At 62.5% G+C, this 12,550-nt stretch carries 15 protein-coding genes; 3 read left to right on the top strand and 12 right to left on the bottom strand.

What is annotated here, in order from left to right; translation table 11 throughout:
• Nucleotides 1-116 precede the first annotated feature (116 nt).
• A complete protein-coding gene (gene cueR, locus NKH33_RS15305; protein WP_352473250.1) occupies nucleotides 117-515 on the bottom strand; it encodes a Cu(I)-responsive transcriptional regulator in 399 nt (132 codons plus the stop codon).
• Between the two features lie 269 nt (nucleotides 516-784).
• On the opposite strand from cueR, the gene NKH33_RS15300 reads away from it, so the two are divergent.
• Genes NKH33_RS15300 through NKH33_RS15290 form a run of 3 tightly spaced genes read left to right on the top strand, consistent with a single transcriptional unit; the run spans nucleotide 785 to nucleotide 3,779 of the window.
• Nucleotides 785-1,852 carry a type III polyketide synthase gene (locus NKH33_RS15300; RefSeq protein WP_352473251.1) on the top strand — a complete coding sequence of 356 codons (1,068 nt, stop codon included), beginning with the start codon at nucleotides 785-787 and terminating at the stop codon, nucleotides 1,850-1,852.
• Nucleotides 1,849-2,562, top strand: coding sequence for a methyltransferase domain-containing protein (locus NKH33_RS15295; protein ID WP_352473252.1), 714 nt, complete (start codon nucleotides 1,849-1,851; stop codon nucleotides 2,560-2,562). Before NKH33_RS15300 ends, NKH33_RS15295 begins: the two co-directional genes overlap by 4 nt.
• Nucleotides 2,559-3,779, top strand: coding sequence for an NAD(P)/FAD-dependent oxidoreductase (locus NKH33_RS15290; protein WP_352473253.1), 1,221 nt, complete (start codon nucleotides 2,559-2,561; stop codon nucleotides 3,777-3,779). The genes NKH33_RS15295 and NKH33_RS15290 overlap by 4 nt, the downstream gene beginning before the upstream one ends.
• On the opposite strand, the gene NKH33_RS15285 is transcribed toward NKH33_RS15290, so the two are convergent.
• The 11 genes from NKH33_RS15285 to NKH33_RS15235 form a co-directional block, all read right to left on the bottom strand.
• Nucleotides 3,776-6,307 carry an NAD-dependent epimerase/dehydratase family protein gene (locus NKH33_RS15285; RefSeq protein WP_352920354.1) on the bottom strand — a complete coding sequence of 844 codons (2,532 nt, stop codon included), beginning with the start codon at nucleotides 6,305-6,307 and terminating at the stop codon, nucleotides 3,776-3,778. The genes NKH33_RS15290 and NKH33_RS15285 overlap by 4 nt on opposite strands.
• Before the next feature lie 737 nt (nucleotides 6,308-7,044).
• Nucleotides 7,045-7,611, bottom strand: coding sequence for a hypothetical protein (locus tag NKH33_RS15280; protein WP_352703996.1), 567 nt, complete (start codon nucleotides 7,609-7,611; stop codon nucleotides 7,045-7,047).
• A gap of 21 nt (nucleotides 7,612-7,632) precedes the next feature.
• Nucleotides 7,633-8,355 (bottom strand): cytochrome c biogenesis CcdA family protein, encoded by a 723-nt coding sequence (locus NKH33_RS15275; RefSeq protein ID WP_352703994.1) that lies wholly within the window; start codon nucleotides 8,353-8,355, stop codon nucleotides 7,633-7,635.
• A gap of 26 nt (nucleotides 8,356-8,381) precedes the next feature.
• Complete coding sequence (locus NKH33_RS15270; RefSeq protein WP_352920351.1) at nucleotides 8,382-9,179, bottom strand: DsbA family protein; 798 nt, start codon at nucleotides 9,177-9,179, stop codon at nucleotides 8,382-8,384.
• Nucleotides 9,180-9,241: 62 nt separating this feature from the next.
• Complete coding sequence (locus NKH33_RS15265) at nucleotides 9,242-9,943, bottom strand: SCO family protein (RefSeq protein WP_352473261.1); 702 nt, start codon at nucleotides 9,941-9,943, stop codon at nucleotides 9,242-9,244.
• A gap of 56 nt (nucleotides 9,944-9,999) precedes the next feature.
• A complete protein-coding gene (locus NKH33_RS15260; RefSeq protein ID WP_352473262.1) occupies nucleotides 10,000-10,311 on the bottom strand; it encodes a hypothetical protein in 312 nt (103 codons plus the stop codon).
• A 13-nt stretch (nucleotides 10,312-10,324) separates the two neighbouring features.
• Nucleotides 10,325-10,846: a TlpA disulfide reductase family protein gene (locus NKH33_RS15255; RefSeq protein WP_352920366.1), complete on the bottom strand. Its 522-nt coding sequence runs from the start codon at nucleotides 10,844-10,846 to the stop codon at nucleotides 10,325-10,327.
• 2 nt (nucleotides 10,847-10,848) lie between these two features.
• Complete coding sequence (locus NKH33_RS15250) at nucleotides 10,849-11,457, bottom strand: DsbE family thiol:disulfide interchange protein (RefSeq protein WP_352703988.1); 609 nt, start codon at nucleotides 11,455-11,457, stop codon at nucleotides 10,849-10,851.
• Complete coding sequence (locus tag NKH33_RS15245) at nucleotides 11,444-11,617, bottom strand: hypothetical protein (protein ID WP_352473265.1); 174 nt, start codon at nucleotides 11,615-11,617, stop codon at nucleotides 11,444-11,446. Before NKH33_RS15245 ends, NKH33_RS15250 begins: the two co-directional genes overlap by 14 nt.
• A gap of 11 nt (nucleotides 11,618-11,628) precedes the next feature.
• A complete protein-coding gene (locus NKH33_RS15240; RefSeq protein WP_352473266.1) occupies nucleotides 11,629-12,069 on the bottom strand; it encodes a DUF411 domain-containing protein in 441 nt (146 codons plus the stop codon).
• Nucleotides 12,070-12,107: 38 nt separating this feature from the next.
• Nucleotides 12,108-12,548: a DUF411 domain-containing protein gene (locus NKH33_RS15235; protein WP_352920346.1), complete on the bottom strand. Its 441-nt coding sequence runs from the start codon at nucleotides 12,546-12,548 to the stop codon at nucleotides 12,108-12,110.
• Between the last annotated feature and the right edge of the window lie 2 nt (nucleotides 12,549-12,550).

Here is a 12,550-nt window from a genome sequence, read left to right as displayed (position 1 = left end):
CCGTATTCGATGCTGTCGTCATGGTGCTGATCTGGCATGAATGGAAGGTCGTGCGGCAGCACAAGCCGGCATGACAGCGAAGTTTGCACGTCAGCCGCTCCGATTTTCAATCCACCTCACTGGGCGACGCCTTGTCCTGCCAGCTCGTCGATAATCGGGCAATCCGGCCGCTCGTCGCCGTGGCAGTGACTGACCAATTGGTGAAGCAAGCCGCGCAATCCGACCAGTTCGGCGATCTTCCTGTCGACCTCGACCAGCTTGGCTTTCGCGATCGCCTTCACGTCGGCGCTGTCACGTTCCCTGTCCTGGTACAGCGACAGCAGCTGGCGGCATTCGTCGACCGAAAACCCCAGGCTTCGCGAGCGCTGCAGGAAGCGCAGCCGGTGAATATCGGCCGTCGAGTAATCACGATAGCCATTGTCCGTCCGGGCCGGGTGCAAGAGCCCGATATCCTCGTAGTAACGGATCGTCTTGGCCGGCAAGCCGGATTTTTCGGATGCGACGCCGATGTTCATGGCGGAAATCTCCTTTGTCGGAGGAAATAGACCTTCCAGTAGATGGAAGGTCAACATGATGTGGCGATTTTGGATGCCTGACGCAACCGCCCGCCCGCTCCAACCGTTTGCCTGCCAGTACATACTGAACCTTCGGGAAGAAATCGGTCCTCGGAAACGTTTTTACCGAACAGTGCTCAAAACCCGGTGTTCGACACCGGGTGCCGATGAGCAAAGACCCTCCGGCGCTGGCTCGACGCAACACCGTGCAGACGCCGAGGAGACAGAACATGCCCGTCAAGGCCTATATCAACCGGATCGCGACAGCGGCACCGGAGCACGAGGTTCATGAATTCTACCTGCGTTTCGCGGCCTCCATGCTCGCGGCCGATCGCCGGAGGATCTTCGAACGCATGGCCGATCTTGCCGGCATCGAGCACCGCTATTCCTGCTTTGCGCCGGCGTCCGACCCCGAGGGACCGTCCGCCGACCTGGCCGGAACCTTCATCCGGGGCGCGTTTCCCGGAACGGCGGCGAGAATGGCGATGTTCGACGATGCCGCACCTGTTCTGGCGCAAAAGGGCATCGACGGATTGCAGCTTGGCGACGACGCTTCCCGCATCACCCATCTGATCGTCACCACCTGCACCGGCTTTTCGGCGCCGGGCATCGATCTCGAGCTGGTTGCGCGTTGCGGGCTGCCGAACGGGATCGAACGCACGATGATCGGGTTCATGGGTTGCTATGCGGCGATCAACGGCCTCAAGCTGGCCCGCCACATCGTCCGCTCCGACCCGCAGTCCAAGGTCCTGCTGGTCAATATCGAGCTCTGCACGATGCATCTGCGACAGACCACCGAACTGGAAAAACTGCTGTCGTTCTGCCTTTGGGGCGACGGCTGCGCGGCTGCGCTCATCACTGCCGAGCCGGCCGGCATCGAGCTCGATAGCTTTCACTGTCTGGTGGCGAGGGAACGGCGGGACCTGATGCGCTGGAACATTCGCGACCACGGCTTCGAAATGGTTCTTTCCGGCCAGGTGCCGGCAGCGATTCATGAAGCGTTGCGGAACAGCCAGGCCGCCGTCCTCGGAGGCCGATCGGCGAAAGACATCGACCTTTGGGCCGTGCATCCGGGTGGACGTTCGGTGCTCGACGCCGTCGAAAGGGCCCTGGAACTGGAGCCCACCGCGCTGGAACCATCGCGCGAGGTGTTGCGCCAGTATGGGAACATGTCGTCGGCGACCGTCATGTTCGTGATGAAGGAGATGCTGAAGGCGCCACCCGGCCTGCTCGGTTGCGGCATGTCGTTCGGACCCGGGCTGACGGCCGAAACCATGCTCTTTCGAACGGTGTCATGAGCGGCCTGGAGCACCGGCAGCTTGCGCCGGAAATCCTCGACGGACTTGCGGCCGACGATCCGCGAGCGCTGGCCGCGCGCCGCGACCTTCGGCGCATCAATATGCTGATGTTTCAGGTGCCGATCATGACGTCGTTGCTCAGGAGGTTTGTGCCAAAGCCGCCACGCCGCATTCTGGAGATCGGCGCCGGCGATGGCTCCTTCATGCTGACGGTGGCGCGGCGCATGACCAGGCATTGGCCCGGGGTCGAACTGGTGATGCTCGACCGCGTCGGCCTCCTCACCGCGCAATTGCGCGGCGATTTTGACCGGCTGGGATGGAGGGCGGAAGGCGTCACCGCCGATGTCTTCGACTGGGCAGGAAAGATCGAGGGCGCGCGGTTCGACGCCGTCACCGTCAATCTGTTTCTGCATCATCTCGACGATGCGCAACTCGTGCGTCTATTTTCGCTGATCGGGCCGAAAGCCCCGTTGCTCATTGCGACAGAGCCGCTGCGGGCGAAATTGCCGCTGGCCGCGACCCGTCTTCTGCCGGCAATCGGCGCCAACGACGTCACACGAAACGACGCGGCGCAAAGCGTGCGTGCCGGCTTTCGCGGCAGCGAGCTTTCCGGTCTCTGGCTTGAGGCCAACGGCAAACCGGTCGAGGAACGACGCGCCGGCCTGTTTTCCCACATTTTCGTCGGCGCCAGCGCCGGCAACGACCCATGACGCGATTGTCGACCCATGACGCGATCGTCATTGGTGCCGGCCCGGCGGGCACCTCCGTCGCGCTCACGCTGGCCCGGCGCGGATGGGCCGTGGCAATTGTGGAAAAGAGTGCGTTTCCACGCCGCAAGGTCTGCGGCGAATATATCTCGGCAAGCAATCTTGCGCTTCTCGACCGGCTTGAGATCGGCGATGCCTGGCGTACCAATGCCGGCCCCGAAATCCGCCGCGTCGGCTTGTTTTCCGGCGAGACCTGCGTCGAGGCGGCAATGCCACGTGCAGGAGCTGGGCCTCGTGGGAAAGACAGCTTCGGCCGGGCGCTCGGCCGGGACATTCTCGATTCTCTGCTTTTGCAAGCGGCGCGATCGGCGGGTGTCGAAATCTTTCAACCCTGCCGCGCCGTCGCCATCGAGCGGGATCGCGAGATGCAACGGGTGCGAATTCAAGCCGGGGATGAAGCGGCGATATTGCGAGCGCCGGTGATTGTCGCCGCACACGGCTCGTGGGAACCGGGACCATTGCCCAGCCAGCTCGCAAAGGCCAATCGCCCGTCGGACCTGCTCGGCTTCAAGGCGCATTTCACCGGGTCGTCCCTGCCGCCGGATTTGATGCCTCTGCTGGCCTTCCCCGGCGGCTATGGCGGCATGGTTTCGGCGGATCATGGCCGGTTGTCGATCTCGTGCTGCATCCGGCGCGATATGCTCGCGCGGCTGCGTAAACAATATGGCCCCAAACAACGGAGCCACGTGTCGGCCGCCGATGCGGTCTCGCGCCATCTCGTGGACTCGTGCCGAGGCGTCAGGAACGCCCTGGAACCGGCTCTCCTCGACGGTTCGTGGCTTGCCGCAGGTCCGATCCGGCCGGGAATTCGCTCGTGCTACGAAGAGGACATCTTCCGCGTCGGCAATGCAGCTGGAGAGTCTCATCCTGTCATCGCCGAGGGCATCTCGATGGCGCTTCAGTCCGGCTGGCTGCTGGCTTGCGAACTCGCATGCGCGCCAAGTGGCCGGGCAGGGCGCGAGGCTGCCGCCACACGCTACGGGGCGGCCTGGAAAAGACTGTTCTCGACACGGGTCTACGCCGCCGCGGCCGTTGCCGGAATTGCCCTTCGCCCCGGCAGCGCCACCTTGATGGCAGCGATCGTCCGGAATTTCCCGCAGACACTGACGCTGGGCGCGCAACTGAGCGGCAAGACCAAGCCGGTTCCCGGCTTCGTCTAGGCGACATAGCGGTCCCATGAGCCGTAGTGCTCCTTGCTTCGGAGCCCGCGAGGCAGGCTGAGGCCGATCACAACTAGCCCTGCAACGGCATTGTTCAATGTCGAACCTCTGGTCGCGCCGTCGAGCAGCCAGGGCGCTGCGATCAGCCATAACCCGAACGGCAGGTTGAGGAAACGCAACGGCCGTGCCACCTCGGCCATGGCGCAGACCGCGATCGTGATGATCATGGCGCCCGAGAGGTGATCGCTGTTTGCAATGGCGCCGGCCGTGCCGAAGACCAGCCGCGAGATCATCAGCCAACCGCCGACGATACAGCATGCGACCAGCGTCCATGGAAACGTGACACCGCGAATGGCTGCGGCGGACTGTGCGGCAAGCGCGGCGGAAAAGCCGGGATCGTTCTTGTCCGCCTCGCCGTTCGGCTCCGGCCCGCCTTGGAAAAAGGTGCGCCAGAACGGACGGTCTGCCCGCACGCTGCGCAGCATGTACTGGCCCATGGCGACCACCTCGTCCAGCGTCAGCGGGATCATGACCAGCATGGCCGCCGCCGCGATGAGGCACAGTGTGCAATAGGTGCCGATCATGATCGGCTGGATGATGATGAAGAAGATCGAGACGCCGCCGAGCGGCACCACCAGGATGAAGAAGAAGGTCACCATCCAGGGCATGGTGCGCCAGCGGGTCGCCGTGCCCATCGCGCCCATCAGGGTTTCGATCATATAGGCCACGGCGCCAAGCCCGGCATCAGCGACTGGCCAGGCTCGAGAAACGTCGGATGTGATGATGAATTCCGTGCCGTTCCTGCCGTCTCCGCCGGGGAAGAACGGCTCCCAGACAGCACCCACATGGCCGAGCTGGTAGGCAGTGAGATAGCGGGCGATAAGGAAACCGAAGAAACCGAGCGCGATGATCGGCAGGCGCTGCAGCCAGGATGACGGCGAGTAGGTCCAGCCGGGCGGAACGGTGCTCTCGTCCATCATCCCTTCGTGGCTCATGCCCGGCATCATCGGGACGAGCACCGAGAAAGTGATGGCCAGCGCGCCGACGATCGTGTCGTTCATGGTGGCGGCGGCGCTCGGCGTCCAGAAGAACAGCGGCGCGAACAGCAGCCATAGGCCGGCGATCGTCGTGCCCCATTGCGCCCAGGAAAAACGCGGCGACAGTGCGAGCCCGCCAAACAGCATCAGCAGCAAGCCCGAGACAATGTCGCTCCAGCCGGTGAGCGCGTTGCGCAGCACCGGTTCCCACAGTCCACGCTCTTGCGTGACGTCACGCACAGTGCCAGCCGCCGGATCGAACAGCGCGAACTGAAGCGGGCTGGTGAGGAGCCACACGCCAAGCGTGATGACCAGGAAATGAGCCCAGAGCATCTGCTTGCCCATCCCCGCCATCTCGGCCATGTGTCCGGGTTTCATCTTGTCGTGTTTGGCCTCGAACGCCTTGTCTTTCTCTCGCGCTTTTGTTCCGCTGCCGGCCACCTTGGCGGCGTTGAGCTTGTTGGCCCGATACCAGCCGGCGGGATCTGCCTTGAGCGCGTCGACGATCCGCGGCAACGTCTCGCGCAGGGAATGCCGGGGCTGCCAGCCGAGGACATTGCGGGCACGGCTGATATCGATCGCGTAGTGGTCGTCGGCGATATCGACCATCCAGGGACGAACGAATGATTCTTCGCCCAGCACGTCCTGTTGGACCCAGGCACCCGCCTTGGCGAGCGCCTTCGGCACCTCCCGTGTCTCCCAGTTCTCGCCACGGATCAACCGACCAATCTCGGCTTGAAGTTCGCCGTAGCCCATGACCTCAGGCTCGCCGAGAAGCAGCGCCAGCTCCGTGGGAAGTTTCTTGCGCCGATCTATAAGGCGCGCCACCGCCTCGATGAGGTCTTCCAGATGCAGGAACGACTGCCCGGTGCGCAGGTCACCCGGATATACATGCCCGGTCGGATCCTCTTCGTAGATACGCGCAATCTGATTGGCGAGGAATGCGTTACGGCCAAGATCATCATAGACGCCGGCCGGCCTGGCATAGACGACAGGGATCGCCCCGTGCTGCTCATGGATCAGGCGCTCGGTCTCGATCTTCGAGGTGCGGTAGGGTAGGTTCGATTCGAGCGGCCAATCCTCATCGATGATGTCGCCTGGTCGGCCAGCCTTGTGCGCCAGCATCGAACTCATGAAGACAAACTGCTCGACCTCAAATTGTTTCAGGGCGCGCAGGAGCTTCTCGGTGCCGCCAACCGTAATCTTTTCGTAGAGCGGGTTCCGTTCGCCTGTGAGATCGAAATAGGCCGCAAGATGGATCACCGAGGCGAGGCGGGCGCCATAGGCCGTCCGCACGCGCGCCAAGCCGGCTGCCACGGCGTCCTCCGATGTCAGGTCGATGCAGACGCACTCCGCGGCCGGCGGCGGCTGACGCGTCGCCGCCCGGTCGAGGCCGACGAGAGCAAACCGGTCGGCGAAGCTGTTGACCAGAGCCGAGCCGATGAAGCCGGTGCTACCGGTAACAATAACCGTGTCTTTGCGCTTCGCCATCCAGACCTCATAGCCGGCGATTTGCCACTCCTGAGAGGGCCGAAGGCGACAGACGTTAAGAGCCGAAGGGCCGGACCAGTTCCGACGCCGACCCGATGACGCTGCTGCTTCCGGTGACGCCTACAACTTTCCGTCCTTTTTGCTCTTTTGACCCCGACTGCCTATGCCGTCAGGTTCGCAAATATTTGACCAGCGCCGCGATCGCGAGCACGAGGGTGACAAGCACCAGGACCCAAATGAGCGCCATGCCGCCCATCATCCACATTGAACCGTCCATCATCATTACAATCATCCCTCCCGCCGCCGCTGCCACCGGCGATTGCGAGGGGAACTAGTTCGCCATGTACGCCCGTCAAGGCGAACTCGATCAGCCCACGAAGGCGGTGGCTTGCCGGTCAATCAGGGCATGTTCAATGCTATCGACGAACGAGTTCATAGTAGGCTTCGGCCAAAACATGCTGGCCGTGCGGTAACTCGGGAACGGCAGGGCTTTGATCCAGTGCCTCCAGCGCTCGCAGCAAATGCTCCGCGACATCTGATCTGCCTTGCCGATATGCCTCTCTGAACAGGGCCAGTAGCTGCCTTTCGAAATTCATGGTTCGGTCCGCCATTGGACGATCTCCGGAAGTTGGCAATGAGCCTAACCGTTCCAGCCACCGGAAGGTCAAGCGCTCCTTTCAAGAAGCTAGAACAGGTTGAGAGCGCTTGTTGAACCGCATCCGAGGCGTCGCCCGGCTCTACTCTCCACCGCCGCAGCCGTCGGAGAGATCCCAGACGTCGACGACCTGCTTGCCGGTGAAACCGTGCTCGCGGATCAGGAACTTCGCCAGCCCGCCATACACTTTCCAGCGCCAGCATTGACAGCAGCATGGGCCTTTCTCGTTGGAATTGGCCATCGCGTAGTCGTAGGCCTGCTGCTCATCGCCGGAGAGCTTCACATCGTAGTAAGGAATCAATTTTTGGGCGATGCCAGCCGGAATGTCGTATGGATCGACGGGTATCATGGCGATATCGCGATACTTGGTCAGCCCATTCAACTGCTCGATGTAGCGCTTCATTTCCATCGGGCTGCAACATGAGCCCTTGATCCGCGACGTGCTTGGCATGGTTGCGATCGACTCCGTGAATTTGGCCGAACACGTGCTGTTGCCATTTTCGCTGAGGTCTTTGAAGCGACCCGCCATACCGGGGTCCTCCGCAGCGATTGCCAAATCCGGTTCGTTGACAAAGCCGGCAACCATCGCGGCGCCGAAAACACCGCCGAAAACAACCATTCGTCTGTTTGGGGACATTGTCCGGACCATGACTAATTCCTTTCCCGGTCTTCAGCCGATGCGCGTGAATATTGGAAACTGTTCGAGCAGCCAGAACGAGAATGTCGACATCCGTCCGGTGACCATGGCGAGCCCCATGACGACCATGATACCCCCGGCGGCGAACTGCAACATCGAGCCGGTCCGGCGCATCGCCTTCAGCCGCCGCGCCAGACTGTCGGTGAACAGAGCGGCAAGCAAGAAGGGAAGGCCGAGGCCGAGCGAATAGACGGCGAGCAGCGTCACGCCTTCGGCGACGGTGGCCGACGCGGCGCCGACGGTCAGGATGGCGCCGAGGATCGGGCCTATGCACGGGGTCCAGCCGAAGGCGAAGGCGAGGCCGAGAACATAGGCCGACGTCGCCTTGCCACCGGGCATATCGGCATGAAATCTCGCTTCGCGCATCATCCAGGATGGGCGAAGCAGACCGGTGAGGAACAGGCCGAACAGGATGACGATCGCACCGCCGGCAAGGTTGAGCTCGATGCGGTGGCGGAGCAGCAATCGGCCGAGCGCCGTGGCGCTGGCGCCTAGCACGATGAAGACGGTCGAGAACCCGAGCACGAAACAGAGGCTCAAAGCGGCCGCCGACAGGCGCGCCGACCCGCCCATCGGCGTCCTGCCGGCGACATACGACACATAGCCCGGCACCAGCGGCAGCACGCAAGGAGAGAGAAACGAGACGATGCCGGCCACGAAGGCGGTCAGCACGCCGATGTTGGAGAGTTCGGGCATCGGTCAATTGTTCCCGCTTGCCGGCGTCACTTCTTCAGGGCCCTTGCCTGCCCGATCAATTTCTTCATCGAAGCAAGATCGGTCGCGCCTTGAAAAATCTGGTCGCCGACGACGAAAGTCGGCGTTCCGGCGATTTTCAGCGCCTGAGCCAGTTTCGCATTTTGGTCAATTGCCGCTTGGATGCCCGGATGCTGCATATCGGTCTTCAAGCGAGGGACGTCGAGGCCGACCTCGGCCGCGATCCTGAGAACGATCGTCTCGTTCACCCGGCTCTTGGCGTCATACAGGGCCTTGTGGAACTCCGCATATTTGCCCTGCATCTGAGCCGCGAGCGCTGCCTTGGCCGCAAATACGGAATCAGGGCCGAGGATGGGGAATTCCTTGTAGACGATGCGCAACTGCGGGTCGTTGGCCGCGGCTTGCGCCATGATCGGCGCCACTTGGCGGCAATAAGGGCAATTATAGTCGAAGAATTCGGCCATGGTGACGTTGCCTTGCGCATTGCCGCCGACGGGGCTTTGCTTGTCGCGGAAAATGTCGTCCGCGCGCGACACCAGAACCGCCTTTACCTGGGCCGCCTCGGCCTCGCGCTGGCGCTGATCCAGGCTTTGCAGCGCCTGCACCAGGACTTCGGGATGGGCGAGGATATAGTCGTGGATGCGCTGGTCGATTTGGTCCTGGGACATTCCGCCAGCCGCCATCGCCGATCGCCCGGCGCCCTGAAGGCCCGGATTTAGCAGGAACCATCCGGTCACGGCGGCAAGCAGCAGGGCGCGGACAAGCCAGCTCCCATATCGGTTTGCCTGTTTTACGCTGATCGTCATATGCATCTCTCCTTGTTCTCCGTCGAGGCGCCCGGTCGGCATGCCGCCGGCGAAATTGCGCGTCAAAAGAAGTTCTTCAATTTTGCCAGCCAGCCTTCGTCCGGCTCCCCACCCGTTTCCTGTTCATGGTGCGGACGCTCGACGCCGTTGGTGAGCGCGTTGACGAAGGTGACAAGATTGACCGGCGCGAAATCCAGGCCGTGAAAATTGGCGCGCCACCGGCCTTCCTTGTCGATGACATGAGTGACGATGCCGTGCGCCTGAATGCCGTCATCTGTCTTGCTGAATCTGTGGCCGAAGGCTTCCGCCAGCTTGCGGGTCGCGTCCTCCGGCTGATCGGGTGTCGTGGTCAGGAACAACCAATTGACCGGATCGAGCCCGTGCGCCGGCCCGTAGCTGCGCAGCACGTCCGGCGTGTCCCGCGTCGGGTCAGTGGTGATAGTCACGAAGGTGACCTGGTCCTTCATCGGCGTGGCGTTCACCATCGCCTGGATCTCGGCGATCTTCTCGGCGTGGAGCGGGCATACGTCCGTGCACGACGTGTAGACGAAGTGGAGGACGACGACCTTGCCATGCAACTCGGTCGGCCGCACGATACGCCCCTCAGCGGTGCGCAGGGTGAAATCGGGTATCGGCTTATCAATCGGCTGGAAATACTTCTCGTCGCCCTTGAGCATGGCGTCGACTTCATCGAGCGAATGCGCCTGCGCGCCGTGAAAAAGGCCGAGGATCAGCGCCGCCAGTGCGATCAGGCCGCACAGCAAGCGCGTGCCCAAAGTCGGCGAGAGCGCTTGCCGCTCGTTTTGGGTCTGGATAGGCATCAACCGCTGCCTTTCGTGGTGCCTTCCCCATCCGCTTTTGGGGCAGCGTTTTCCGTTTGGCAGGTGCGGCCTGTCATCCGGTTCATGCACAGGCCGAGCGCGCACATGGCCACGCAAGGCAGGACGCTGAGCAGCAGTGGCGCAATGCCCGCGGCGACCAGCCATGTCCAGTTGAAGGCGAGGCCGGCGACGGCAATGACCGTGCCGGCAGCGATTAGTCCGCGCCGGTCACCGAGATAGTGGCGGATGGCGTGAAGAATGCTGCGGCCAAGCGAAGCCTGCGAGGTTTCGGGCGATTCTGTTGTGGTCATGTCTTTTCCTTTCTCAGTTGGCCCCGAAATGGCTGCGGATGAACGCCATCATTTCGGGTGAATCCCATTCGGCTGGGCCGATCAGCCGGCCGATTTCCTTGCCCTCGCGGTCGATCAGCAATGTCATGGGAAGGCCGAGGGCGCCGAGCGTGAACATCGCCTTGCCCGTTGTGTCGATGTTGAGGGCGAGATGCTCGACGCCGATCTCGGCGAAGAACTTTTTCACGATGTCCGGACCGCCGCGATCCATCGACAGCGCGATGACCTCGAAGTCCGGTCCGCCGAGCTTGGCTTGCAACCGGTCGAGCGTCGGCATTTCCTTGCGGCAGGGAGCGCACCATGTCGCCCAGATGTTGAGCAGCAGGACCTTGCCGTGGAAATCCGCAAGCGTTTTCGGTTGACCGTCGGCGTCCTCAAAGCTGATTTCCGGCACGGGGACGGGAGCCTCATGAATGGCGAAGTCCTGCGGCGGCTCGACGGCCGATGCGGGCTGCGCCATCGTGAGCAAGGCGCCGAAGAGCGCGAGAGTGAGCATCTTCACGGTTGCCGCTCCTTCGCCTCGGCCCTCAGGCGCTCGACGAGCGGCATGATCGTTTTCTCAAGAGCCTCTTCCGTCACCGCGCCAATGTGCTTGTAGACAATGCGGCCGTCGGCGCTCACGACAAAAGTTTCCGGTATGCCGTAGACGCCCCAATCGATGGAGACGCGGCCGTTCAGATCCGCGCCGGTACGCGTATAAGGATCGCCCATCGTGTCGAGCCATTGTGCGGCATCATCGGGCCTGTCCTTGTAGTTGAGCCCATGCAGCGGCACCGTCTTGCTCGCCGCCAGTTGTATGAACACAGGATGTTCCTCGCGGCAGGCCAAGCACCAGGATGCGAAGACGTTGACCAGCGAAACGTCGCCCCGCAGGTCACCGCTCGACAAACCAAACGTGCGACCCTGGACCGGCGGCAGGCTGAATTGGGGCACCGGCTTGCCGATCAGCACCGATGGAATGTCGGATGCATTGCGCGTGAGCCCCCAGGCGAGCAACACGGCCAGCCCGACGAAAATCATCACGGGCAGGACGACCAGTAATCGTCGAAGCAAGGCGCGCCGAATGGCTGCCGGTCCCGCATCGGATTGAACGTCACCGCTGGTCATGATGCACCCGGCCGATTGTGGTCCGACGACCCGTCAGCACGTATCTTGCGAGTGCCGCGACGGCGAGCACCAGAACCAGCAGCACGAGGAAACCGGCAACGGACAGGAAGGTCATCGCAAGCCAGGTTCTGGCCGGACAATCGGAAATGTCGGTCAACATCGCGGTGCCTTTCACTCCGTCGCGTAGACGGTCGGCGCCTTGCCGTCCTTGGTGAAAGCATAGATCGTCCAGGTCCCGTCTTTCTCGCCGCCCATGCCGGGCGCGCCCGTCGGCATGCCGGCCAGCGTGATGCCTGTGATTGCTGGCCTTTCGGTCAAAAGCTTCTTGACGATCTCGACCGGCACTAGGCCGTCGACGACATAGCCGTCGACCATCAGCGTATGGCAGCCTTGCAGGTCGGCCGGCACGCCGGCATCGCCGCTAATCTGCGAGAGGTTGTTGACCGGCTTGATCTCGACCTTGAAGCCATTGTGCTCCAAATAGTTAGCATAGGATTCACAGCAGCTGCATTGCGGGTTCTTGTACATCACCGCTTCGATCGTCGCGGCGACGGCCGGAAGGGGCATGGCGATCGCGACGGCGAAGGCCGCAAGCGAGTAGGTCAGTTTCATGGCAGTCTCCTCGAGTTCCAGAAATTCATCGCCGGCCGTCACTGCGTCGCGTAGACGGTCGGCGCCTTGCCGTCCTTGGTGAAGGCGTAGACCTTCCAGGTCTCGGTCTTCTCGCCGCCCATTCCCGGCGAGCCCATCGGCATGCCGGCCATGGCGATGCCGGTGATTTGGGGCTGTTCCGTCAGCATCTTCTTGACCAAGTCGACCGGCACGAAGCCGTCGACCACGTAGTCGCCGATCACCACCGAATGGCAGCCTTGCAATTGCGCGGGAACGCCGAGCCCAGCGCTTATCTGGCTGAGGTCGTTGGTCGGCTTGAGCTCGACCTTGAAGCCGTTCTGTTCGAGATAGGCGGCGTAGGTCTCGCAGCAGCTGCAGCTCGGGTTCTTGTACATCACCGCCTGGATCGTTGCGGCGAATGCAGGCATCGGCATTGCGATTGCGACCGCGAGAGCGGCGATTGAGTAGGGCAGTTTCATTT

The organism is Mesorhizobium sp. M1182 (assembly GCF_040318335.1).
In the GTDB taxonomy this organism is placed as follows: domain Bacteria; phylum Pseudomonadota; class Alphaproteobacteria; order Rhizobiales; family Rhizobiaceae; genus Mesorhizobium.
This window is presented reverse-complemented; position numbering and strand designations above follow the sequence as displayed.

Excerpts from the sequence above, each read along its gene's own strand:
- cueR (WP_352473250.1), bottom strand. The coding sequence starts at position 515 with ATGAACATCGGCGTCGCATCCGAAAAATCCGGCTTGCCGGCCAAGACG.
- NKH33_RS15300 (WP_352473251.1), top strand. The coding sequence starts at position 785 with ATGCCCGTCAAGGCCTATATCAACCGGATCGCGACAGCGGCACCGGAG.
- NKH33_RS15295 (WP_352473252.1), top strand. The coding sequence starts at position 1,849 with ATGAGCGGCCTGGAGCACCGGCAGCTTGCGCCGGAAATCCTCGACGGA.
- NKH33_RS15290 (WP_352473253.1), top strand. The coding sequence starts at position 2,559 with ATGACGCGATTGTCGACCCATGACGCGATCGTCATTGGTGCCGGCCCG.
- NKH33_RS15285 (WP_352920354.1), bottom strand. The coding sequence starts at position 6,307 with ATGGCGAAGCGCAAAGACACGGTTATTGTTACCGGTAGCACCGGCTTC.
- NKH33_RS15280 (WP_352703996.1), bottom strand. The coding sequence starts at position 7,611 with ATGGTCCGGACAATGTCCCCAAACAGACGAATGGTTGTTTTCGGCGGT.
- NKH33_RS15275 (WP_352703994.1), bottom strand. The coding sequence starts at position 8,355 with ATGCCCGAACTCTCCAACATCGGCGTGCTGACCGCCTTCGTGGCCGGC.
- NKH33_RS15270 (WP_352920351.1), bottom strand. The coding sequence starts at position 9,179 with ATGACGATCAGCGTAAAACAGGCAAACCGATATGGGAGCTGGCTTGTC.
- NKH33_RS15260 (WP_352473262.1), bottom strand. The coding sequence starts at position 10,311 with ATGACCACAACAGAATCGCCCGAAACCTCGCAGGCTTCGCTTGGCCGC.
- NKH33_RS15255 (WP_352920366.1), bottom strand. The coding sequence starts at position 10,846 with ATGCTCACTCTCGCGCTCTTCGGCGCCTTGCTCACGATGGCGCAGCCC.
- NKH33_RS15250 (WP_352703988.1), bottom strand. The coding sequence starts at position 11,457 with ATGACCAGCGGTGACGTTCAATCCGATGCGGGACCGGCAGCCATTCGG.
- NKH33_RS15245 (WP_352473265.1), bottom strand. The coding sequence starts at position 11,617 with ATGTTGACCGACATTTCCGATTGTCCGGCCAGAACCTGGCTTGCGATG.
- NKH33_RS15240 (WP_352473266.1), bottom strand. The coding sequence starts at position 12,069 with ATGAAACTGACCTACTCGCTTGCGGCCTTCGCCGTCGCGATCGCCATG.
- NKH33_RS15235 (WP_352920346.1), bottom strand. The coding sequence starts at position 12,548 with ATGAAACTGCCCTACTCAATCGCCGCTCTCGCGGTCGCAATCGCAATG.